This window comes from Bacteroides sp. AR29, assembly GCF_900217715.1.
In the GTDB taxonomy this organism is placed as follows: domain Bacteria; phylum Bacteroidota; class Bacteroidia; order Bacteroidales; family Bacteroidaceae; genus Bacteroides; species Bacteroides uniformis.
In genome coordinates this window covers 1-22,110 of the sequence record NZ_OBMS01000018.1, presented here as the reverse complement: position 1 = coordinate 22,110, position 22,110 = coordinate 1, and the positions used below count along the sequence as shown (strand labels likewise).

The window sequence follows — 22,110 nt, the reverse complement described above, 5'->3', positions numbered from 1 at the left end:
GATGAAAAAATTAGTCAGACTTGTCATACTCGGAGCTATCCTTTGCCCGATAATAAGCATAGCTATCTCCTGCTCGGAGGAGGCAGATTGCTCCATGACGGCACGCCCCATGGTGAATTGCATTCTTTATAGAGTAGACCCCGAAACCCAATACGTGGAGAACGACACGCTCGACTCGCTCACCGTCACAGCATACGGCACCGACTCCATCATCATCAACAACCAGAAGAAGGTACACGACATCTCCCTGCCACTGCGCTATACGGAGGATTCCACCAAGCTGATATTCAAGTATAGCCGGAATAAGAGTGACACGATGGTGATACGCCACACCAACACCCCCTATTTCCTATCGATGGATTGCGGCTATCAGATGAAGCAGGCCATCACAGACGTAACGTGCACCCGCATCTCTCTGGACTCGATATACATCAAAGACAATGAAGCAGGCATCTATGGAAAGGAAAATCTTAAGTTATTCTATTAGTCTGGCACTCTGCCTGCTGATGTTCCTCCCCCTACGGGCGCAGAACGGGAATCCTACCGTCCCCCCCCAGGGAGCACCTCCCAAGAAGGAGAAGAAGGACGCGAAAGAAGAAGTGCACTATCCGTTATACAACGGCATGTCCGTCGGCTTGGACTTGTGGGGAATCGGAAGTTCCGTATTTGGAGGAGATTTCCTGAGTTCCGAAGTGGCCGTGGATGTAAACCTCAAGAACCGCTTCTTCCCTATTGCCGAACTGGGATATGGCTCCACGGACACCTGGAGTGACAAAGGCATACACTACAAAAGCAACGCCCCCTACTTCCGCATAGGAATGGACTATAACACGCTATACAAGAAGCAGCACGGACACATGCTACTCGTAGGCTTGCGTTACGGTGTAAGCAGCTTCAAGTACGATGTAGACGCCTTGGGACTGGACGACCCGATATACGGTGGCATCGTAGGCAATCCGAATCTGGACGACGAGATATGGGGAGGCAGCCTGCCCTATAACCATAAAGGAATGAAAGGCTCCATGCAATGGGCGGAATTTTGTGTCGGTATCCGGGCGCACGTCTGGAAGGCATTGTACATGGGCTGGTCACTACGCTTCAAGTTCAAATTGTCTGCCTCGGCCAATGAATACGGTGACCCGTGGTATGTGCCCGGTTTCGGGAAATATGGCTCCAACACGATGGGAGTAACCTATACGATAACTTATAAACTACCTCTTTAAGCGACTTATGACAGGGTTAGAGATTTGGCTACTGGCCGTAGGACTTGCGATGGATTGTTTCGCCGTTTCTATAGCCAGCGGAATTATATTGAAACGCGCCCGGCTGCGCCCTATGCTGGTGATGGCCATCAGCTTCGGCTTTTTCCAGGCTTTGATGCCTCTGCTGGGATGGATAGGCGCCAGTTTTTTCAGCCACCTGATAGAAAGTATTGACCATTGGATTGCATTCGGTATCCTTGCCTTCCTGGGCGGACGCATGATAATGGAATCCTTCAAGGACGAAGATTGCAAGCACGAGTATGACCCTACCAGCCTGAAGGTGGTGCTCGCTCTGGCCGTGGCAACCAGCATCGATGCATTGGCGGTAGGTGTTTCGTTTGCATTCCTCGGTATCAAGCAATTCTCGGCTATTCTTTCCCCCATCGGCATTATCGGTTTTGTATCATTCGCCTTGTCGATGGTCGGCCTGATGTTCGGCATCCGTTTCGGATGTGGCATAGCCCGCAGACTGCGCGCCGAACTTTGGGGAGGGATTATCCTCGTCATCATCGGTACCAAGATATTGGTAGAGCATCTCTTCTTTTAATTAAAAAGTAAAAACTCAGATAGGATATGGAAAAGAAAGTACAACGGAATTTTTTATGGATTGCCCTACTGGTACTGGGAACCATCTGGATACTTGCCCGCCACAACCAAGTCACTCCTTATCAGACGGATAACGGACTGATATTCGGTACGGTATATAAAGTGACTTATCAATGTGACCAAAATCTGAAGGCAGAGATAGAAGCGGAACTCAAACGTTTCGACGGTTCCTTGTCCCCTTTCAATGACACGGCGACCATTACGCGCATCAACCGCAACGAGGACATTGTGCCCGACACATTCTTTACCAACGTCTTCCGACGTAGCATGGAAATCTCCCGGGAGACCGATGGTGCCTTCGATATCACCGTTGCCCCTCTTGCCAATGCCTGGGGATTTGGGTTCAAGAAGGGTAATTTCCCCGACTCTGCCATGATAGACAGCCTGCTGGAGATGACAGGATACGAAAAAGTAAAATTGTCCGATGAAGGGAAAGTGGTGAAAACAGACCCACGTATAATGCTCTCGTGCAGCGCTGTGGCAAAAGGATATGCAGTAGATGTCATAGCCCAACTTCTGAAGAAAAAGGGTATCCGCAACTTTATGGTCGATATAGGCGGAGAAGTGGTTGTTCACGGGCAAAACCCTCAAAATGGACCTTGGCGCATCGGTTTGAACAAGCCGATAGACGACTCACTGGCAGTGAACCAGGAACTGCAAGCAGTGCTGCAAGTTACGGATTTAGGCATGGCTACATCGGGCAATTATCGCAACTACTACTATAAAGACGGAAAGAAATATGCGCATACCATCGACCCGCGTACCGGCTATCCGGTACAGCACAGCATCTTGTCAGCCACCGTCATTGCCAAAGATTGCATGAGTGCAGACGCCTATGCCACGGCATTCATGGTGATGGGGCTGGAAGAAGCAGAACGCGTGGCGGATGCACATCCGGATATCGACGCCTGCTTCATTTATACGGATGAAGAAGGAAAGCTTCAAACGTTCTTAACAAAAGGGATGGAGAAGTATATGAAATAATGCGCAAATGCGATTAACCCATCATTTATAAAATACAAAATATACCGCCAGTACCAGACATACAAAAGCGGCAAAATGATTCCAATGCAGCGTTTCTCCCTTGAAAAGAACTGTTGTGAACACCGTAAAGATTATCAAAGTGATTACTTCCTGAATCACTTTGAGTTGCATCAATGAGAACGGGCCTCCATTGCCTAAAAAGCCTATCCGATTGGCCGGAACCTGACAAGAATACTCAGCCAGAGCTATTACCCAAGAAAACAGCACCACGGCATACAACGGCCAGTTGGAGATGACTTTTGTCTCTTGTAGCTTCAGATGCCCATACCAGGCAAACGTCATGAAAATATTAGATACAATCAATAGCAAAATGGTATAAAATGCTTTCATATAGTGATTAATGATTAGTGATTAGTGATTAATGATTAATGATTGCAGGCAGCAATTCCTCTTGCACATTCGTCATACTCCCCCATAGACTATAGCGTGCCTCAGGATTCATTTCCTCCAACTGTTTCAGAATGCCTTTCATTGCACTACGGCTGGATTGTGACTCATACGGACAATTCTTCACCTGCTTACGATACCCCCTCACTTGCGCCAACTCCATCAAATCCGCCTCATGTACCAGACACATCGGACGGATAATCGTCATATCAAACTTCTTCATTACCAGCCGAGGAGGCATGGAGCTGAACGCTCCCTGATAGGTGATATTCATCAGCAAGGTCTCTAGAATATCATCCATGTGATGGCCTAACGCGATTTTATTGCATCCCTGCTCCTTGGCTACGGTAAACAATGCCTTCCGCCTATTCCAAGAGCAAAGAAAACAAGGAGACTTGCGGGTATCTGTCGTGGCATCAAACTCCGTTTCAAAGAGAACAAAAGGCACTCCCCACGACTCTACGTACTCCCTCAGATAGTCCACATCGCTTTGATAAGGTATATTCTTCATCACTACATGTACGGCGACAACGGAAAAACGGGGTTTATAGACACGGACACGCCGTGCCAACAACTCCACCAGCGCCAAAGAGTCCTTGCCTCCCGAAAGCCCGATAAGAATCTTATCGCCGTCCTCTATCAGTCCATATTCCACCACACCTTTGCTAAACCGCTTGTCTATGCGGCGCAACATCTTTTCTTCTTCAGTAAATTGTGCCATTGATACGAGTTATGAGTTATAAGTTATAGCTCTTCCGGCTGCAAAAGTAAGGCAAAAGAACGATTTAAAGAAGAATTAACAAAATAGAATTACGGAAACCAGCTTTATTCACGATAAATTTGTATTTTTGACCTTCTGAACAAATCAGCATGTATCAATATGAATAAAAAATATATCCTTTTCTTTCTATTCGGCCTTTTGAGCATAACAATTTCCGCACAAAGCCTGGCAGAAGCCAAAGCCTTGTACGAGAAGGGAGAATACGAAGAAGCCAAGCCCGCCTTCAAAAAACTCGTCAAGACACAACCTGGCAATGGAAATTACAACCTATGGTACGGTGTATGTTGCCTGGAAACCGGCGAACCCGCAGAAGCCTTGAAACACCTGGAAAGCGCCGTCAAGAGACGCGTCCCCAGCGGGCAACTCTATTTGGCCCGGGCATACAATGATTTATATCAGTTCGAAGATGCCATCGAGACTTATGAGACCTACATTTCCGACCTGAGAAAGAGAAAACGCTCCACCGAAGAGGCCGAACAATTATTGGAAAAAAGCAAATCCAACTTGCGCATGCTGAAAGGCGTGGAAGAGGTCTGCTTCATCGACAGCTTTGTGGTAGACAAGGAAAAATTCCTGGATGCATACAAAATCAGCCCCGAATCGGGCAAACTGTTCATGTACGACACCTACTTCAATGATTCCGGTAAGGAAGGCGGAACGGTATACGAAACGGAGCTGGGCAATAAGCTATATTATAGCGAAATGCAACCGGACAGCACCCTCAGTATCCTTTCGCGCAACAAGTTGCTGGACAAATGGAGTGATGGCAGCTTGTTGCCCGGAAGCATCAACGAGGCCATGAATGCAGACTACCCTTATGTACTTACGGACGGTATCACTATCTACTATGCCTCGGATGGCCCTGGCTCGATGGGAGGATATGACATTTTCGTCACCCGTTACAATACGAATACCGACTCTTATCTGATGCCGGAAAATGTGGGCATGCCGTTCAATTCGCCCTACAACGACTATATGTACGTCATTGACGAATTCAACGACTTGGGATGGTTTGCCTCCGACCGCTACCAGCCGGAAGGCAAAGTGTGCATCTATGTATTCATTCCCAACTCATCCAAGCAAGTGTACAACTACGAAGGGATGGACCCGGACAAGATGATATCATTGGCGCAACTTCACTCTATCAAGGACACATGGACGGACACCGATGCGGTAAAGGCCGCCCGAGAAAGGCTTCGGACCGCTGCCAACGCAAAGCCGCGGACCACCAAGAAGCACGATTTCCAATTCGTCATTGATGACCACTCCACCTATTACCAGCTGGACGATTTCCGTTCCCCGCAGGCCAAAGCCTTGTATGGCAAATACAATCAGCTGGAGCAGAGCCACAAACAACTGCAGGAGAAACTGGAAGATATGCGTTCGGAATACTCCCGAGCCGACAAGCAGGAAAAGGACAAGATGTCCGCCGCCATCCTCGACCTGGAGCAACGTGTACGGCAATTGTCCACTGAGATGGAGCAAACTGCCATTCAAGTGCGCAACCTGGAAAAACAAGCCACCAAATAAAGACAACTATGGATATACTCATTATCGCCTCATTGATTATAGGAGCAGTAATCTTGTTCTTAGTGGAATTATTCGTAATTCCGGGCATCAGCGTTGCCGGTTTTCTGGCAGGAGGTTGCATCATCTTTGCCAACTACTATGCCTTTGCCTATATGGGCACCACGGCAGGTGTCATTACGCTTATCATATCTGCCCTGGCTTGTATCGGCTCGTTGGTATGGTTCATGCGTTCCAAGACACTCGACAAAATTGCATTGAAAAAAAACATCACCTCCAAAGTAGACCGTAGTGCCGAGGAAAAAGTCAAGGTAGGTGATATAGGCGTAACCACTACCCGCCTGGCTCTTATCGGCTATGCCGAAATCAACGGAGACATCGTGGAAGTAAAGTCATCAGACGGCTTCCTGAACGAAAAGACTCCGATTATCGTAGACCGTATTGCCGACGGAGTCCTCTTAGTGGAGCGGCTCAAGCAGTGAAATTTCAGAAATCAACCTATTTATAACTAACAATTAATATTTAATCTCATGGATCCAAGCACAATGTATTTAACCGCCTTCCTCATTATAGGAGGCATTATTTTCCTGGTACTTTTCTTCCATTATGTACCGTTCTTCTTGTGGCTGTCTGCCAAAGTATCGGGAGTAAACATCTCGCTGGTACAACTTTTCCTGATGCGTATCCGTAATGTTCCTCCTTATATCATTGTGCCCGGCATGATTGAAGCTCATAAAGCAGGATTGCAAAACATCACGCGCGACGAACTGGAAGCGCACTACCTTGCCGGAGGTCACGTAGAGCGGGTGGTACACGCACTGGTATCCGCCTCTAAAGCCAATATCGAGCTGCCGTTCCAGATGGCAACCGCCATCGACCTTGCCGGCCGTGACGTATTCGAAGCCGTACAGATGTCCGTTAACCCCAAAGTAATTGACACTCCTCCCGTGACAGCTGTTGCCAAAGACGGTATCCAGCTGATTGCCAAGGCCCGTGTAACGGTGCGCGCCAATATCCGCCAATTGGTGGGAGGTGCCGGAGAAGACACGATTCTGGCCCGTGTAGGCGAGGGTATTGTGTCTTCCATCGGTTCGTCAGAGAATCATAAGTCTGTATTGGAGAATCCGGATTCTATCTCCAAACTGGTATTGCGCAAGGGGTTGGATGCCGGAACAGCATTCGAAATTCTGTCCATTGACATTGCTGATATTGACATAGGTAAGAATATCGGTGCCGCCCTGCAGATAGACCAAGCCAATGCCGACAAGAACATTGCTCAAGCCAAGGCAGAGGAACGCCGCGCCATGGCCGTAGCCACAGAGCAGGAAATGAAGGCAAAAGCCCAGGAAGCCCGTGCCAAAGTTATCGAGGCAGAAGCGGAAGTACCCAAGGCCATGGCCGAAGCATTCCGCAACGGCAATCTGGGTATCATGGACTATTACCGGATGAAGAATATAGAAGCCGACACTTCCATGCGCGAAAACATTGCCAAACCGACGACGGGCAATACCAGCCAGCCGTTGAGTAAATAACCCGAAAAGTAACTGACGAAACGCCGGAACCGGTGAACAAGAATCGGTTCCCGGCGTTTCTATTTATAAACAAAAGATTAAAGCCTCAAGCATATGAAGAAATATTTCGCCTCTTCCGAACTGATCATCAATGAAGACGGTTCTGTATTTCATCTTCACGTAAAGCCCGAATGGCTGGCAGACAAAGTCATCTTGGTAGGCGACCCCGGACGGGTGGCACTGGTTGCCTCCCATTTCGAGAACAAGGAATGTGAAGTGGAAAGCCGCGAGTTCAAGACTATCACCGGTACTTACCAGGGGAAACGTATTACGGTGGTTTCCACCGGTATCGGATGTGACAACATCGATATCGTGATGAACGAACTGGATGCCCTGGCAAACATCGACTTCGAGACGCGCGAAGAAAAGCCCCGCCTACGTAGCCTTGAGCTGGTACGTATCGGCACCTGCGGCGGCTTGCAACCCTACACTCCGGTGGGTACATTTGTATGTTCTGAAAAATCCATCGGTTTCGACGGTCTGCTCAACTTCTATGCCGGACGCAACTCCGTGTGCGACCTACCCATGGAGCGTGCCTTCCTCAACCATATGGGATGGTCCGGCAACATGTGTGCCCCTGCCCCCTACGTCATTGATGCAAGTGCTGAACTGATAGACCGCATCGCACAAGACGACATGGTACGTGGCGTAACGATTGCCGCCGGGGGCTTCTTCGGACCTCAAGGACGCGAGTTACGCGTGCCGCTTGCCGACCCACATCAGAATGAGAAGATTGAAAAATTTGAATACAACGGCTACCGTATTACCAACTTCGAGATGGAAAGTTCTGCCCTGGCAGGCTTGAGCCGTCTGATGGGGCACAAGGCCATGACGGTATGCATGGTCATTGCCAACCGCCTGATAAAAGAAGCTAACACGGGATACAAGAATACGATAGATACTCTTATCAAAACAGTACTCGACCGTATCTAAGTATCCTTCAAGAAATGCTCCTCCCTTTCCTTCAGCCAATCCTAGGAGTAGGGTTTAGTAATGACTTCATCACATCCTGCCTGACGTGCCCGTTGCTGGTCTGTATAGTGTAGCAATGTCCTGCTATACCCACAATGGGCACAGAGGCGGATTAGGCTTTATAAGCATCTATCCATTATCGATTTGCACAAAGTTACGATAAAAGCCCATAAGTTGAATCACCATCTCTCTTTTTTGTAAAGAAACCATTATCTTTGCTGAATAAAAATAAGCCGGATAAAATGAACCAAGATACCATTTGTGCCATAGCCACCGCCCAAGGGGGAGCCATAGGATGCATCCGTGTCTCCGGACCGGATGCCATAGAGATAACATCCCGCATATTTACCCCTGCCCGGAAGGGGAAGAAGCTGAAGGATGCCAAGCCATACACACTTACCTTCGGTCATATCCATGAAGAAGAAAACATCATAGACGAAGTACTTGTAAGCTTATTCCGTGCCCCCCACTCGTACACGGGCGAGGATAGCACGGAAATCATGTGCCACGGTTCGAGCTATATTCTTCAGAAGGTGTTGCAACTGCTCATCGGTAATGGTTGCCGCCTGGCCGCTCCCGGTGAGTACACGCAACGGGCCTTCTTGGGTGGCAAAATGGACCTAAGCCAGGCCGAAGCCGTGGCCGACCTCATCGCCTCCACCTCTGCCGCCACTCACCGCCTCGCCATGAGCCAAATGCGCGGTGGGTTCAGCAAAGAGCTGGCCTCACTACGCGACCAATTGCTGCACTTCACATCACTCATAGAACTGGAGCTGGACTTCAGCGACCACGAAGAACTGGAATTTGCCGACCGCTCCGAGCTATGTCTCCTAGCAGACGGCATAGAGCAGGTAATTTCCCGTTTAGTACAATCCTTCAGTGTAGGCAATGCCATCAAGAACGGCGTGCCCGTAGCCATCATCGGCGAAACGAACGCTGGTAAATCCACCCTGTTGAATGCACTACTAAACGAGGAACGAGCCATTGTAAGCGACATACACGGGACAACCCGCGATGTGATAGAAGACACAGTCAATCTTGGTGGGATAACTTTCCGATTTATTGATACGGCAGGCATACGCGAAACGAACGACACCATCGAGAACCTAGGAATTGAGCGAACCTTCCAGAAATTGGAGCAGGCGGAAATCGTGCTCTGGATAGTTGATGCCACGAATGCCGTCTCACGGATACCACAACTAACTACCCAGATACTTCCCCGTTGCGAAGGGAAACGGCTCATTCTCGTATTCAACAAGACCGATCTGGTGCAAGATGCCTCAACCATCCCCAACTCCAGTTTCACCGTGGCCGCTACTAATGTGCAATGTATCTCCATCTCTGCCAAAGGACGTACCAACCTCGACAAGCTTCAGCAAATGCTAATCTCTGCCGCTAACCTGCCCACGGTTACCCAAAACGATGTCATTGTCACGAATATACGCCACTACGAGGCTTTGACCCATGCCTTGGAAGCCATCCACCGGGTTCAACAAGGACTAGCAGAAAATCTATCCGGAGATTTTGTTTCACAAGATATCCGCGAATGCATTTTCCATCTAAGCGATATTGCAGGGGAAGTTACGAACGATATGGTACTTGGGAATATTTTCGAACATTTTTGCATCGGCAAATAAGTGGTGATTACCAACGATTAGCATATATCATCAACGATTATCAAGGCGTTCATTTTGAGCGCCTTTCTTTTTAGCCTTATAAGCGATGGTTATCGTTTATAGGGCTTTTTCAGCTCATTTTTGTACCGCATTTGTTGCTCGCTTGTTACTCTCCGATTTTAGGTCGGAAAGGTCGTGGACACACTGGTACGTCATGGTACGTGGTGGTACGCGATGAAACAGATTTGGCGAAATAAACGGATAAATAATGAGTAGTAAAATCGACATTCAGAAAAGATGTAAGTGGTGTAATGCTGTTTTCACAGCCCATAAGACCACCACAGAGTATTGTTCACACCGATGCGCCAATCTTGCCTATAAAGACAGGGTTAGGAAACAGCGCATTGAAAGTCTGCAACACGAATTAGGGAAAAGCGTAAAGACACCTCCTAATTTGAACAAGGAGTATCTTACTCCATCAGAAGTAGCCGAGTTATTAAATATTGGGCGTACTTCTATATATCGCTATATCCGCAATGGAACAATCAAAGTAATCCGATTTGAAAGGAAAACGCTTGTTCGCAGAGCTGATATAGAAAACATGACAGACTATCTTTCGCCCGAAAACGAGAAGACACCAACAAAAGAGAAATCCCCTATCACCGACTTCTATACCACTGCCGAAGTGAAAGAGAAATACCATGTAAACGAGTCATGGATATTTGTGGTAGCCAAGAAGAATAACATCCCCCGAACTTTCAATCGTGGCAAGACCTACTGGAGCAAGAAACATATAGATGCTTACTTCGCCAAGAAAGCCCCAAATCCAGACATTACCGAATGGTATAGCACCCAAGAAATGCAGGAGAAGTTCGGTATGACTTTGTCCGCAATCTATTGTTTCGTTTCCAAGAATGCCATTCCGAAGAAGAAAGAGGGCATCATGGTGTACTATTCCAAGAAGCATGTGGATATTGTCAAAGGTATTACTGCACCCGAAGAACCGCAATATTATACGGTAGCTGAAGCGATGGAGAAGTTCAACCTTACCCGAGACCAACTCTATCATTATGCCAAGTACCATAATATCCCAAAGGTCAAGAAAGGTAAATACACACTTATCTCCAAGCCTGAGCTGGATAGGTTGCTTGCTACTCCAAAGATTGAATAAGTTATTTTTCGGTGAATGTACCCACCATTGAATCACCTTATTCCTTTGCACCAAACAAATGTAAAACTCTAAATATTAAACAGTATGACACACACGTGTACAAAAGTAACAGTTCGTCAGAGAGAGATTCGGAATAATCGTATCTCCTTGTATCTGGATTATTATCCGGCAGTCCGTAACCCCGAAACGATGCAGATGAGCCGCAGAGAATACCTTGGCATCTACATCTATGCTCACCCGAAAAACGAGATGGAACGGGAGTTCAACAATGATATGCTGAACAAGGCAGAGGCTATCCGCTGCATCCGAGTACAATCGCTCATCAACGAAGAGTTCGATTTCTTAGACAAGACCAAGCAGAAAGCCGATTTCCTTGCCTACTTCAAGAAAATGTGCCGGAACAAAGACCAGAAATGGCAGTTCGTCTATCAGCATTTCTACAACTTCGTCAAAGGGCAATGTACCTTTGGCGATGTGAATGTGGATTTATGCAAAAAGTTCCGTGAATACTTGCTGAATGCCAAGCAACTCAAACACAGCAACCGTCCTATATCCCTCAATTCGGCATCCGGCTACTACTCTACCTTCAGAGGATTGTTGAAGATTGCCTATCGGGACAAATGGTTTCGGGAGAACATCAATGATTACCTTGATAAGATTGAGCCACAAGATGTGAAGAAGGAGTATTTGACATTGGACGAAGTGAAGCAACTCGCTGCCACTCCTTGCGACATCCCCGTATTGAAAGCCGCTTCTCTATTCGCTTGTCTGACAGGCTTACGCATCAGCGACATTCTCAATCTGCAATGGGAAGACTTCACTATCGCTCCCGACCAAGGCTATTGTTTACGTATCAGAACACAGAAAACCCAGACGGAAGCGACACTCCCCATCAGTTACGAAGCCTACGAACTATGCGGCACACCCGGAACAGGCAAAGTTTTCAAGGATTTGAAGCGAAGTATGATTAATTACCCACTGAAAAGCTGGCTCAAAAAGGCAGGAATAACGAAACCGATAACCTTTCACGGATTCAGACATTCGTATGCGGTCATACAAATATCCTTAGGCACAGATATTTACACTGTATCAAAGATGCTAACGCATAAGAATGTGTCCACAACTCAAATATATGCCGATTTGGTCAATTCCAAGAAGCGAGAAACAGCCAATAAAATATCACTCAAATAGATAGAACTATGAAACGAGGAATCATACTCAACAACGGACAATGCATCCATATTTCTGATGGCGAAGTATGGATGACCACTTGGGAACTTGCAGACTTGTTTTATACAACGTCTGGAGCTATCCATATAGCAATCAAGAGAATCCTGAAAGCTAATGTTTTGAAGAGCCACGAAGCTTGCAAGTACATCAAGTTGGAGAATGGGAACAATGCCGATGTGTATAATCTCGATATGGTTATAGCCCTATCCTATCAAATAGACACCGGACATTCCGCTGTATTTAGGAAATGGCTAATAAACAAAGTCGCTCGTAAACAAGAGTATAACATCTTGTTATATCTCAATGGTACAAGCCATACATTGTATTGCTAATAAGCTATATCTCTATACCCCATTGATTATCTGCATTGTTTACCCAAAATGATGCAGATAATTTTTGTTTTTAAGATACACAAGCCTATTTATCCAACTATTTTCATCCAAAAACAAGAAATTTGCAATGCGCTTATTATTAGGAGTGTAACGTAGTGAAAAGCGATGAAATATATCGTCAAAAGCCCATTAACAGGCAAAACTATGGATTTTCTCAAAAATTAATCCTATATATTTGCACACAAACGATTAATACATACCACTATGGAGCTGAAAAAGATAGAACATATAACATTGCATCTGATTGTTTTTGGTACAATCGCCATCATTGGTGTTTTAGCCCGCCAAACCGTACTTCACTATGGTTGGGACGAGTTCAGCAGCTACCTTATTTTGGTGGTATGCTCCATTATCATGGGAGCTATCTATCTCAATCTGCAAATGGTATTCAGTCAAATTCTTTCACCGACAATAGAAAAGTGCTTTATGAGATTTGAGTGCTATCGCAACAAGGCTGTAGTCGTAGAAGTTCCAGCAGTAAACTCGGAACTTGCTGAAAGTGCTATAAATTCAGAACCTATCATTTCTGAGCCTGAACCCGAAATTGAAATCGAAACTACATCTGACATAACAGAAGAAGTTTCTACTCCATTATGTTCCGAACTCAACGAAGATGTGGCAGAACTTCCAAATGAAGAAGCCACACCTTCTACTATCAACAATACTTTTATAGAAGAATCCAACCAACCATCAGAATATGAGATACTCCGTGCCCATGCTATGGCTGAGAAAGAACGCGCCTCACAAGAAAAACTCAATAAAGTTATCGCATACACGAAACAAACTTTAGTTTCCTATCTTGATGAAACTGCGCTTAATCGCTTGTGTGGATATGTAACAGAATATTACCTGTCAGATGCCTTACCTAAAATCGAACCGATAAAGATTGATTCTCAGCTAAAGACTATTGACATCATGCACTTTGGATGGAATATCGGTAAGGCATTTGGCAAACCACGCTTACAGACAGCCACATTTATAAAGAGGATATTTGCTCATACCCTCCGTGATTCTGAAATATCTACCATTGAACGTAAGATGTCCCATACCGAATCTGTATGTAAGATTAAGCTGGATAGAAAAATTGCATAGCTGCAATACCATCAAGCATTATCCATTGCATCCCAGTAGTCCATATCCATTTTCATGACTTTAAGGACTTTCTCTGTTTGCAATCCCAAGCCATAGTCATAAATGTATTCTGTTAATTGTTGACCATTTATCAAGATAATGGTTGGTGAACCGTTAAGGCTTTCCACATACTCCATTGCACCTTTAGTATAATCAGAGGTAGTAATGAATACTCCTTTCTTGGATGGCGTTCCGGCAACAGCTCCTACAAAACTTTGAACCTCGTGACGCTGAACATTATTATCTAAAGCATATCGCTTTGCCTGTATGGATATATGATTAAATCCTAAAATATCTTCTTTAATAATACCATCTATACCACCGTCATTAGAAAGTTTCGTTACGATACCTGAGTTTTTGACCTCTCCACCATACCCCATTGCTTGAAGTAATTTCACAACTAACCGTTCAAATTCTTGTGGCTTTTTACTTAATATTGTTGTCAGAATCTGAGATTGTACATTCTGTTTTATTCTATCATACGAATCTGCCAATTCTTCTTCCGGCGTACGTTCATCATCATTTTCCAAATGGGAAAAAGCATTGTTAGCATCTTTATTTTTAGAACTTTTCTTCGGAGTTTTCGCATTCACAGTTACTTTGATGAACTTATTTATTTGTTCCTCTGTACATGAAGAAAGCATAGACAGTCCCTTTTCGCTGATTTTATAATCACCTCTTTGGGGCTTTTCTACAAGACCTGCAATAAAAAGATACGATAAAGCCCACGAAATACGGTCTAAGAATATTTCGCCATTACCAGAAGGATACCAAGCATTCATTTCCTCATCGGTCAATCCAAAATGCTTAGCCAAAGGAATGCGCAAATCTTTAGCTCTCATAACAACTCCAGCACTTAATTCTTTCAATGCCTGTATCCGTATTTCTTCAAATTGCGGTATCATAAACGACAAATTTGTTTTATAGCTTTAATAACCACTGGTATTTCATGACACAAAGGTACTTAAATTACTCGTAATCATCACTTATTACCATCAAAAAGTTATTCTTCAGTTATATTTTGGTGAATGATTCCACCATTGAAACACCTGTTTCCTTTGCCGTCGAACAATTAAAAACGATTGGCGTATGCAAAAAGAAACAGTAACATTTGATAAGCTGCCCGAAGCGGTAGGTTATCTGACCGAACAGGTCATCGAGTTGAAAAAGATGGTAGCGGAACTCCAGCCACAGCCATCTGACAAACATGTATTGGTGGAAATTGATGATGCTTGCCACATCATCCGAAAAGCCAAGCCTACCATATATACATTGGTACGCAAAGGGCTACTTCCGGCTTACAAGAAAGGCAAGAAACTCTATTTCTATGAGGACGAGCTTCTTGCTTGGATTGAGAACGGACGAAGAAAGACTGCTGAGCAGACATACGAGGAGATGCTTGCCAATATGCAAAGCGGTGTTCGCCACAAGCCCAAATCATCAGTACAATTTTAATGGATTGGACTATGGGTAAATATTCTATTAATCCGGCATCCATCATTGATGAAGCGATTGATTTAAGCACAAGATTGTCCGGTACGGCATTCCCTATCAGCATATTCCCGGCAAAAATACAACGCATCATCCGTGAGGTACACGAATGTCATAACTACCCTACCGACTACATTGCCGCAGCCATCCTTACGGCAATAGCGATCGGCATAGGTAACACGCATCTTGCCCAAATCAAACAAGGCTGGCTGGAAAGCCCCATCCTGTATATGGCATTGATTGGAAGACCGGGAGCTAACAAAAGCCATCCGCTCAGCTTTGCGATGAAACCGTTTCTTGATTATGACTACCGACAGAATCAGGAATTTGAAAAGGCTCTTGCCAAGTACGATGAGCTGATGAGCATGAGCCGCAAGGAACGTACTGAAAGCGGTGGAGAGCAATTTCCGCAAGAGCCTATCCGCAAACGCTTCTTGGTTTCGGATGTAACGCCCGAAGGGTTGAGCCTCATTCATGCGCAGAATAAACGCGGGCTATGCTTGTGGGCCGATGAATTATCCGCTTGGTTCAAGAACTTCAACCGCTATAACAACGGTTCGGAAGAACAATTTTGGCTATCTGTGTTCAGTGCCAAAACCACTATATCCGACCGCAAGAATGCCAAGAGTTCCATCTTCATCAAGCGTCCGTACATATCGGTCATTGGTACTATCCAAAAGAAAATCCTGAACGAGTTGGCTAAAGGTGAACGCTCCAGCAACGGGTTTATCGACCGCATCCTGTTTGTGATGCCCAATCTGCAACAGAAAGCACGATGGAATGACAAAGAACTGCCGAAAGATATAGAGCAAGAATGGAATGACATCATTGATAAGCTGATACAATCGGAGTGCAGCCTAAATGAGCATGGAGAGATTGAACCGCAAATTCTTTTCTTTTCAGAGGATGCCAAGAAAAGACTTTATGAATGGCAGCATCATTTCTCAGAGTTATGCGACCGAGAAACAAACGACACCATTGTGAGCATCTATTGCAAGCTGGAGATATACATCATTCGCTTCTGCCTGATTATCCAACTGGCACGATGGACTTGTGGAGAGTGCGACAAGACGTGTATCGACTTGCTGACGGTGGAGAGAGCCATTAAACTGACGGAATATTTCAAGGAATCCGCATTGAGCGTACAAAATATCCTGAATGAAAATGGCCTCAACAGTCAGCAACAGGCGATAGTCAATCTGCTACCTCCGTCCTTTACCACCGCTCAAGCAATACAGATAGCCGAGCAAAACGGAATGAAAGAGCGGACATTTCAACGCTTTCTCAATGACAATATCGGAACATTGTTCCGCAAAGAGAAGCATGGAGAATATTCAAAGATTAACCCATGACATTTTTGTCGGTTTTGACACTTTCCAAGCGAAAACGACAATAACGACAAAAGTGACACACTAAAAAAGAGATAAACAATGAGTACACATAGATTCATATTAGAACCCTACAAGGGCGTCAGCACCCGGCATACTTGCCCGAACTGCCACCGCAAAAGATGTTTCTCCAAGTACATTGATACGGAGAAGCGAATCCAGTTTCCGGATTACGTGGGGCGTTGCGACCACGAGCAGAAATGCGGTTATCATTTCACACCCCGTGATTACTTTGAACGGCATCCATCTGAAAAAGAAAAGTTGTCCGAAAATAACTCTCAGAGCTATGCGTCTATTAAGACAGCCGAGCCGATAGCCACTTCCTACATTGATTTGGGAATAGTCAATCAGTCGTTACAACGCTATCCTGAGAACAAGCTGTTTCAATTCTTATCGGCTCAATTCGGAGAGACGGAGACATTGAAACTGATGGAGAAATACAAAGTTGGCACTTCCAAGCATTGGGACGGTGCAACCGTATTTTGGCAAATGGATTATCAGAACAGAGTCCGTACAGGTAAGATAATGCTTTACAATCCAGAAACTGGCAAGCGGATAAAAGAACCGTACAATCATGTCACATGGGTACACTCCGTACTACATAAAGAGGACTATAATCTGAAGCAATGTTTCTTCGGTGAGCATTTGCTTTCAGAAGACAAAAGCCGTCCTGTGGCATTGGTCGAAAGCGAGAAAACTGCAATCATTGCCTCCTACTACCTCCCCCAATTCCTATGGATTGCATCGGGTGGAAAGAACGGTTGTTTCAATGCCAATAATCAGTCCGTTCTAACCGGAAGAAGCGTTGTATTATTCCCCGATTTGGGAGCGACCGATTATTGGCAGAGCAAAATCGGGTTGATGAAAAGCAATGGAATTGATGTGCAACTGTTCGATTATTTGGAAGCCAACGCAACCGAAAACGAACGGAAAGAGGGGTACGACATTGCCGATTACCTGTTGAAGGTACGCCCCGATGAAGCCATACTCCAGCAGATGATTAAGAGGAATCCGAACTTGAAAACACTGATAGAAACATTTGATTTGAAGCTCATCTGCGTACAACGAGGCATTCCTCAACCAAAGGTTTCACCGCCGAAGAAACGAGGATTCAGACTTTGAACAAAGGGAGAGAATTTGAGACTTTTTTACTATAGCAAGTTAATGTCGGTGTATTACATTTCCCGACTAATTGCTCCTCAAAAAGTCAGAGGAGGCGGCTCCCGATGGTCACAAATTATTCACTAAAAGCAATTCAAAATGGAGAAGAAACATACGATAACACTCCGTCTGTCTTACGACCAATTCGCATGGCTCGGTGCGCTTTGCAGACGGAGCAAGCAGACTCAAAGCGCAGTCATCCGTTCGCTCATTGAGAACGGAACGGTACGTGAACGAATCACGAAAGAGCATATCCACATCATCCGTCAGTTAATTGGAGAAAGTACCAACCTCAACCAGTTGGCGAAACAGGCAAACACCTACGGATTCTTTGCCGTTGCCGAAAGATGCGAGGAGATGGCGCTGCGTATTAACCAACTTATAAAACAACTGAAAGATGATAGGTAAGCAGACCAAAGGGACATCGTTCGGTGGTTGTGTCCGCTATGTCCTGAAAGAGGAGAAATCCAAATTGCTGGAAGCAGCCGGAGTGGATGGCACACCCGAACAGATGGCAGAACAATTTGAATTACAAGCGTTGCTCAATGACAAGGTAAAGAATATTGTCGGACACACCTCGCTCAACTTCTCCCCTGAAGACAGCGAACGCTTGAAGTCTGATGATGTGTTGATGTTGCAAATCGCCCACGACTATATGAAACTGATGGGTATCGAAAACACGCAGTACATCATCGCCCGGCATATCGACCGTGAGCATCCGCATTGCCACATCGTTTTCAATCGGGTGGATAATGATGGCAAAACAATTAGCGACAAGAACGACTTCCGCAGAAATGAAAAGGCGTGTAAGATGTTGACGGCAAAATACCGCTTGCACTTTGCCAATGGTAAAGACCATATCAAGGAGGAACGCTTGCGTCCATACGACCGGGCAAAACACGAGATATACAAAGCGTTGAAAGAGGAGTTGCCCAAAGCTCAAAATTGGGATGAACTGAAAGAAGCTCTTGCTGACCGTGACATTGATATGAAATTCAAAGTCAGCCGGACTACAAGAGAAATACAGGGTGTCAAGTTTGAGTACAACGTTTTTTCTTTCTCCGGCTCAAAAGTCAGCCGTGAATTCAGCTACTTGAATATCGACAACCGATTGGAGCAGAATGCTTGCGCATCCTCATTTGAACACCCCAAACAAGGGGTCACGCATAATGATGAAGAGGTGCAGCAAAGCGTTTCCCACTCCGGCAATGGTTCAAGTATCGGCCTTGGTCTGTTGAATGGCAGTTCATCATACGATGCCACTGCCGCAGAAGAAGCTGAGTTCAACCGTCTGATGAAAAAGAAAAAGGCTAAGCGCAAGCGAGGCTTTCATTTATAATCCACTTTTTATTAACTTTTTAAATTCAATCAATTATGTTACAAAATGATTTGATTCTTGATTTCAATCTCTACTTGTGTGAGAAGTTCGGCTACAGAAACAGTTGTAGCGTGATGCAAAATGCCAATGGCTTTTGTGTGAACATCCGTGAGCGTGACTTGGACTGCTACATCCGTTTCTGGGAGTACAGCAACGGAAGAGGCAACTTCCCCGACTGGAGCATCATCATCGTGCGCAGCAATTTCAAGAAGAACCAAGCCGAAAGCCTGAAAGACTTGGCTCGCTTCTTCAAGGAGTACATGCCTCGCTACGGTTACAAGTACCTCTGTACCGAAGGTGATGACTACAAGTATTATCAGACACTCGGTTTGAAACTCATCCATCAAGACCTGTTCGGACAGGAAAACTATGGATTGGCGATGAAGGATTTGAATGTCTGACATTTGATTTAGGGTTAAGGAGGGTATTTTTCCTCTCCTTTTCTCTTTATATAGCAGATAATTTTATATCTTTGCAAACGGAAAAACAATAAATATATGAACGCAATAGGCATACTTGAACAGCAACAAGCTAATGAAGTTTTAAGATTGGAAATAGCATATTCCAATCTTTATAAAGCGTATATGCTGGGAGATAGAAATAAAATGATAAGTCACTATATTGCTACAGGCTATATAGGCATCCCTTATTTTGCAGAATCGGTACAAAGTCAGACGAAACAGGAAATGCTCTCTAATGGAATTTTGCCTGACATATTACCAACTTCCATTGACAACATCAAAGATGATACATTATTGCGAATGAATGTTGTGGGATGTTTGAAAGCCTTACAAAATGAGATTAATATTCGCAATATATATCGAACCCATTACACATATGCGCAAAATATTCTTTATCAGCCTAATCATATATTTAGGCAAGAAGAAGTCTTATATCAAAACCCATATGGACAACAACTGAAAGTTGCCGATATACTTGCGGTATCTAAATATGCAGTAAGCATTGCGGAAGCTATTGCACCGGATGATGAAAATTTTTCAAAAGCAAATGCAGCAATTACAGCTTTACAAAGTATAGATGCAACACTTAACAATAAACCGGAAGATAAGCCAGTCAACAAGATGTTGCATTTAGTAACCAGCTTCATTTCTTCTGTTGTAAAATCATCTATCAAAAATGATGAAGCAAAGCGTGGAGTTACAATAACTGCATTAATGGTTGATTTGACTATAGATTTCTTTTGTAAAAAATAAAGCGATGGATAAACCCATGAATCGGATAAAAGAGGTACTTGAAGAAAGAGGTATCAAACAAACTTGGCTGGCCGAGAAACTCGGCAAGAGTTTCTGTATAGTCAATGCGTATGTATGCAACAGACGGCAACCAAGTTTGGAAGTGCTATTTGAAATTGCTGATATATTGAATATTGATGTGAAAGATTTAATAAAAGACAGATGAGTAGTATGAAGAAGCAAGAAGAACAAACTAAAAATATCTGTCTTTTAAAAAAAGATGGATTTACACTTTATTTAGTGAAAGAAGGAGATTCGTTCACTGATATAAAGAATGGAGTCGTTTCCATACTTCCAGAAGAGCTTATTGCCAAACGCAAAAGCGGAGGCAACATCTCGACTGACATAGAAAACTACGCCCACAAATTAAAACGTCAAGAATATGGAAAGAAGCTAAATTACCAAATTGAGAATCTCTTGTTTCTTACTGGTGCAGGTTCTTCCTACCTTTTTGGAGAGAATGACAAGAAAGGCAAACTCATGTGTAATTTATGGGATGATGCTACGGTTTTGCTTGGTGGAAAACAGAATATGGATGCCTTTTGCGAAAAAGTCAGATATACTGACAAAGACGAGAAAGACGAATATAGAAAAAACCTAGAAAAAGTCCTTTCATTAGCAGAAAAAGCAAAAGATTATATCACAGAACCGATTTTCAAAACAGATAAAGAAGAATGGAATATTACATATACCGTTAGCAAAATAAAGAAGATGATTAAAGATAATTGCAATCTACAAATAACATCTTCCGAATCATCCAGTGTGCATGAAAAATTTCTTAATAAGATTACTAAACGAAAAAGTTCTATTGCAAGGGTAAAGTTATTTACCTTAAACTATGACACCCTATTTGAGCAAGCTGCACGAAAAGGGAATTATACAATAATAGATGGATTCTCTTTTTCCATTCCACGGATATTCAGTGGAAGACATTTTGATTACGATATCGTAATTCGTGATGGTAGCAGAATTAAGAACGAGGACAATTTTGTTCCACGAGTTTTCCACCTATACAAACCACATGGTTCGGTAGATTGGGAAAAACGAGGCAACAACGTTTACCAAAATAAGGCAGAAGAAATTTCTGTAGAAGATTCATTAATGATTTTTCCGCAAGAAAATAAATATGAACACTCTTACGAACAACCATTTTTTGAAATGATGACTCGTTTTCAAGCTGCGTTACGTATGAAAAATACTACATTGGTTGTTATAGGATTTAGCTTTGGTGACAAGCACATATTATCCATGATAAACGAAGCTTTGGAACAAAATCCAAGTTTTCAACTTATCATTATCAATTACAGGGACACAGGTATCATAGAAAGCGACATTTTCTATAAAGAAGCTGGTGAAAGAGGTAATATAATGATGGTCAATGAAACTTTTAAAGAATTTGTTGACGCTTATCCAAACATCAAAATATATGACCAATCCGATGAATATCGTTTAGTGAAAATTGTCAATGAAGGGAACTAATTATAATCCATTTGTAAACGAGCACTTTATTGGTTTTATCAATCAAGTAACTCCACAAGGAGTGAAGGTACATTTCCCTTCCTCCGCTTTGTTACAACCTTTTTTCAAGTATGGTGAACTATATCACGGCGGTTTAGTAGGCAACTATGTAGTAATAGAAGGGCATCAAATGGGATTGGAAAATCCAGTGTAAGCTGCCCCCTAAAACCAAGCGATTCTGCCCCCTTGTGCTAAAATAATCCTACCCCCTTGATTCCAATATAAAAATAC

25 protein-coding genes are annotated in these 22,110 nt (G+C 44.2%); 22 read left to right on the top strand and 3 right to left on the bottom strand.

Annotated features, from left to right (window positions below; translation table 11 throughout):
• The first annotated feature begins 1 nt into the window (after nt 1).
• Genes CSD97_RS12275 through CSD97_RS12260 form a run of 4 tightly spaced genes read left to right on the top strand, consistent with a single transcriptional unit; the run spans nt 2 to nt 2,852 of the window.
• Complete coding sequence (locus CSD97_RS12275) at nt 2–487, top strand: DUF6452 family protein (RefSeq protein ID WP_035449420.1); 486 nt, start codon at nt 2–4, stop codon at nt 485–487.
• Nucleotides 456–1,223: a DUF6048 family protein gene (locus CSD97_RS12270; RefSeq protein WP_035449422.1), complete on the top strand. Its 768-nt coding sequence runs from the start codon at nt 456–458 to the stop codon at nt 1,221–1,223. Before CSD97_RS12275 ends, CSD97_RS12270 begins: the two co-directional genes overlap by 32 nt.
• A 7-nt stretch (nt 1,224–1,230) precedes the next feature.
• Entirely contained in the window at nt 1,231–1,809 is a 579-nt protein-coding gene (locus tag CSD97_RS12265; protein WP_005826852.1) for a manganese efflux pump MntP family protein, read from the top strand.
• Nucleotides 1,810–1,835: 26 nt separating this feature from the next.
• Entirely contained in the window at nt 1,836–2,852 is a 1,017-nt protein-coding gene (locus CSD97_RS12260; RefSeq protein WP_035449423.1) for an FAD:protein FMN transferase, read from the top strand.
• A 21-nt stretch (nt 2,853–2,873) separates the two neighbouring features.
• On the opposite strand, the gene CSD97_RS12255 is transcribed toward CSD97_RS12260, so the two are convergent.
• On the bottom strand, nt 2,874–3,242 hold the full coding sequence (locus CSD97_RS12255) for a DMT family protein (protein WP_005826856.1): 369 nt from the start codon (nt 3,240–3,242) through the stop codon (nt 2,874–2,876).
• Between the two features lie 28 nt (nt 3,243–3,270).
• The gene (locus CSD97_RS12250; protein ID WP_035449424.1) at nt 3,271–4,020 is read right to left on the bottom strand and encodes an ATP-binding protein; all 750 of its coding nucleotides are present in this window, start codon (nt 4,018–4,020) and stop codon (nt 3,271–3,273) included.
• Between the two features lie 159 nt (nt 4,021–4,179).
• On the opposite strand from CSD97_RS12250, the gene CSD97_RS12245 reads away from it, so the two are divergent.
• The 9 genes from CSD97_RS12245 to CSD97_RS12205 all read left to right on the top strand — a co-directional run bounded on the left by CSD97_RS12245 (nt 4,180) and on the right by CSD97_RS12205 (nt 13,651).
• Nucleotides 4,180–5,610, top strand: coding sequence for a tetratricopeptide repeat protein (locus CSD97_RS12245; protein WP_016273337.1), 1,431 nt, complete (start codon nt 4,180–4,182; stop codon nt 5,608–5,610).
• Nucleotides 5,611–5,618: 8 nt separating this feature from the next.
• Nucleotides 5,619–6,089, top strand: coding sequence for an NfeD family protein (locus CSD97_RS12240; protein ID WP_005826862.1), 471 nt, complete (start codon nt 5,619–5,621; stop codon nt 6,087–6,089).
• 48 nt (nt 6,090–6,137) lie between these two features.
• On the top strand, nt 6,138–7,139 hold the full coding sequence (floA, locus tag CSD97_RS12235) for a flotillin-like protein FloA (protein ID WP_005826863.1): 1,002 nt from the start codon (nt 6,138–6,140) through the stop codon (nt 7,137–7,139).
• Nucleotides 7,140–7,232: 93 nt separating this feature from the next.
• On the top strand, nt 7,233–8,111 hold the full coding sequence (locus CSD97_RS12230; RefSeq protein ID WP_025831882.1) for a nucleoside phosphorylase: 879 nt from the start codon (nt 7,233–7,235) through the stop codon (nt 8,109–8,111).
• Nucleotides 8,112–8,392: 281 nt separating this feature from the next.
• Nucleotides 8,393–9,787 carry a tRNA uridine-5-carboxymethylaminomethyl(34) synthesis GTPase MnmE gene (gene mnmE / locus CSD97_RS12225; protein WP_005826869.1) on the top strand — a complete coding sequence of 465 codons (1,395 nt, stop codon included), beginning with the start codon at nt 8,393–8,395 and terminating at the stop codon, nt 9,785–9,787.
• A gap of 247 nt (nt 9,788–10,034) precedes the next feature.
• Nucleotides 10,035–10,937 (top strand): helix-turn-helix domain-containing protein, encoded by a 903-nt coding sequence (locus CSD97_RS12220; RefSeq protein WP_098032460.1) that lies wholly within the window; start codon nt 10,035–10,037, stop codon nt 10,935–10,937.
• Nucleotides 10,938–11,021: 84 nt separating this feature from the next.
• On the top strand, nt 11,022–12,128 hold the full coding sequence (locus CSD97_RS12215) for a site-specific integrase (protein ID WP_098032459.1): 1,107 nt from the start codon (nt 11,022–11,024) through the stop codon (nt 12,126–12,128).
• An 8-nt stretch (nt 12,129–12,136) separates the two neighbouring features.
• Entirely contained in the window at nt 12,137–12,499 is a 363-nt protein-coding gene (locus tag CSD97_RS12210; RefSeq protein WP_098032458.1) for a lipofamily protein, read from the top strand.
• Between the two features lie 264 nt (nt 12,500–12,763).
• Complete coding sequence (locus tag CSD97_RS12205; protein ID WP_036633147.1) at nt 12,764–13,651, top strand: hypothetical protein; 888 nt, start codon at nt 12,764–12,766, stop codon at nt 13,649–13,651.
• Nucleotides 13,652–13,662: 11 nt separating this feature from the next.
• On the opposite strand, the gene CSD97_RS12200 is transcribed toward CSD97_RS12205, so the two are convergent.
• The gene (locus tag CSD97_RS12200; RefSeq protein ID WP_036633148.1) at nt 13,663–14,595 is read right to left on the bottom strand and encodes a restriction endonuclease; all 933 of its coding nucleotides are present in this window, start codon (nt 14,593–14,595) and stop codon (nt 13,663–13,665) included.
• Nucleotides 14,596–14,779: 184 nt separating this feature from the next.
• On the opposite strand from CSD97_RS12200, the gene CSD97_RS12195 reads away from it, so the two are divergent.
• The 9 genes from CSD97_RS12195 (at nt 14,780) to CSD97_RS12155 (ending at nt 21,840) form a co-directional block, all read left to right on the top strand.
• Nucleotides 14,780–15,145: a helix-turn-helix domain-containing protein gene (locus CSD97_RS12195; protein WP_036633149.1), complete on the top strand. Its 366-nt coding sequence runs from the start codon at nt 14,780–14,782 to the stop codon at nt 15,143–15,145.
• A gap of 11 nt (nt 15,146–15,156) precedes the next feature.
• Nucleotides 15,157–16,533 (top strand): DUF3987 domain-containing protein, encoded by a 1,377-nt coding sequence (locus CSD97_RS12190; protein ID WP_098032471.1) that lies wholly within the window; start codon nt 15,157–15,159, stop codon nt 16,531–16,533.
• Between the two features lie 78 nt (nt 16,534–16,611).
• Nucleotides 16,612–17,691 (top strand): DUF6371 domain-containing protein, encoded by a 1,080-nt coding sequence (locus tag CSD97_RS12185; protein ID WP_098032457.1) that lies wholly within the window; start codon nt 16,612–16,614, stop codon nt 17,689–17,691.
• A 138-nt stretch (nt 17,692–17,829) separates the two neighbouring features.
• Nucleotides 17,830–18,138, top strand: coding sequence for a MobC family plasmid mobilization relaxosome protein (locus tag CSD97_RS12180; protein ID WP_098032456.1), 309 nt, complete (start codon nt 17,830–17,832; stop codon nt 18,136–18,138).
• Nucleotides 18,128–19,069 carry a relaxase/mobilization nuclease domain-containing protein gene (locus CSD97_RS12175; RefSeq protein ID WP_098032455.1) on the top strand — a complete coding sequence of 314 codons (942 nt, stop codon included), beginning with the start codon at nt 18,128–18,130 and terminating at the stop codon, nt 19,067–19,069. Before CSD97_RS12180 ends, CSD97_RS12175 begins: the two co-directional genes overlap by 11 nt.
• A gap of 35 nt (nt 19,070–19,104) precedes the next feature.
• Entirely contained in the window at nt 19,105–19,509 is a 405-nt protein-coding gene (locus CSD97_RS12170; protein WP_098032454.1) for a hypothetical protein, read from the top strand.
• A gap of 96 nt (nt 19,510–19,605) precedes the next feature.
• Nucleotides 19,606–20,322, top strand: a complete 717-nt coding sequence (locus CSD97_RS12165) for a hypothetical protein (protein WP_098032453.1) — start codon at nt 19,606–19,608, stop codon at nt 20,320–20,322.
• 4 nt (nt 20,323–20,326) lie between these two features.
• Nucleotides 20,327–20,527, top strand: coding sequence for a helix-turn-helix transcriptional regulator (locus CSD97_RS12160; protein ID WP_007665817.1), 201 nt, complete (start codon nt 20,327–20,329; stop codon nt 20,525–20,527).
• 5 nt (nt 20,528–20,532) lie between these two features.
• Nucleotides 20,533–21,840, top strand: a complete 1,308-nt coding sequence (locus tag CSD97_RS12155; protein ID WP_121736319.1) for an SIR2 family protein — start codon at nt 20,533–20,535, stop codon at nt 21,838–21,840.
• Nucleotides 21,841–22,110 lie beyond the last annotated feature (270 nt).

Coding starts and splice junctions, on each gene's coding strand:
- CSD97_RS12275 (WP_035449420.1), top strand. CDS start 2: ATGAAAAAATTAGTCAGACTTGTCATACTCGGAGCTATCCTTTGCCCG.
- CSD97_RS12270 (WP_035449422.1), top strand. CDS start 456: ATGGAAAGGAAAATCTTAAGTTATTCTATTAGTCTGGCACTCTGCCTG.
- CSD97_RS12265 (WP_005826852.1), top strand. CDS start 1,231: ATGACAGGGTTAGAGATTTGGCTACTGGCCGTAGGACTTGCGATGGAT.
- CSD97_RS12260 (WP_035449423.1), top strand. CDS start 1,836: ATGGAAAAGAAAGTACAACGGAATTTTTTATGGATTGCCCTACTGGTA.
- CSD97_RS12255 (WP_005826856.1), bottom strand. CDS start 3,242: ATGAAAGCATTTTATACCATTTTGCTATTGATTGTATCTAATATTTTC.
- CSD97_RS12250 (WP_035449424.1), bottom strand. CDS start 4,020: ATGGCACAATTTACTGAAGAAGAAAAGATGTTGCGCCGCATAGACAAG.
- CSD97_RS12245 (WP_016273337.1), top strand. CDS start 4,180: ATGAATAAAAAATATATCCTTTTCTTTCTATTCGGCCTTTTGAGCATA.
- CSD97_RS12240 (WP_005826862.1), top strand. CDS start 5,619: ATGGATATACTCATTATCGCCTCATTGATTATAGGAGCAGTAATCTTG.
- floA (WP_005826863.1), top strand. CDS start 6,138: ATGGATCCAAGCACAATGTATTTAACCGCCTTCCTCATTATAGGAGGC.
- CSD97_RS12230 (WP_025831882.1), top strand. CDS start 7,233: ATGAAGAAATATTTCGCCTCTTCCGAACTGATCATCAATGAAGACGGT.
- mnmE (WP_005826869.1), top strand. CDS start 8,393: ATGAACCAAGATACCATTTGTGCCATAGCCACCGCCCAAGGGGGAGCC.
- CSD97_RS12220 (WP_098032460.1), top strand. CDS start 10,035: ATGAGTAGTAAAATCGACATTCAGAAAAGATGTAAGTGGTGTAATGCT.
- CSD97_RS12215 (WP_098032459.1), top strand. CDS start 11,022: ATGACACACACGTGTACAAAAGTAACAGTTCGTCAGAGAGAGATTCGG.
- CSD97_RS12210 (WP_098032458.1), top strand. CDS start 12,137: ATGAAACGAGGAATCATACTCAACAACGGACAATGCATCCATATTTCT.
- CSD97_RS12205 (WP_036633147.1), top strand. CDS start 12,764: ATGGAGCTGAAAAAGATAGAACATATAACATTGCATCTGATTGTTTTT.
- CSD97_RS12200 (WP_036633148.1), bottom strand. CDS start 14,595: ATGATACCGCAATTTGAAGAAATACGGATACAGGCATTGAAAGAATTA.
- CSD97_RS12195 (WP_036633149.1), top strand. CDS start 14,780: ATGCAAAAAGAAACAGTAACATTTGATAAGCTGCCCGAAGCGGTAGGT.
- CSD97_RS12190 (WP_098032471.1), top strand. CDS start 15,157: ATGGGTAAATATTCTATTAATCCGGCATCCATCATTGATGAAGCGATT.
- CSD97_RS12185 (WP_098032457.1), top strand. CDS start 16,612: ATGAGTACACATAGATTCATATTAGAACCCTACAAGGGCGTCAGCACC.
- CSD97_RS12180 (WP_098032456.1), top strand. CDS start 17,830: ATGGAGAAGAAACATACGATAACACTCCGTCTGTCTTACGACCAATTC.
- CSD97_RS12175 (WP_098032455.1), top strand. CDS start 18,128: ATGATAGGTAAGCAGACCAAAGGGACATCGTTCGGTGGTTGTGTCCGC.
- CSD97_RS12170 (WP_098032454.1), top strand. CDS start 19,105: ATGTTACAAAATGATTTGATTCTTGATTTCAATCTCTACTTGTGTGAG.
- CSD97_RS12165 (WP_098032453.1), top strand. CDS start 19,606: ATGAACGCAATAGGCATACTTGAACAGCAACAAGCTAATGAAGTTTTA.
- CSD97_RS12160 (WP_007665817.1), top strand. CDS start 20,327: ATGGATAAACCCATGAATCGGATAAAAGAGGTACTTGAAGAAAGAGGT.
- CSD97_RS12155 (WP_121736319.1), top strand. CDS start 20,533: ATGAAGAAGCAAGAAGAACAAACTAAAAATATCTGTCTTTTAAAAAAA.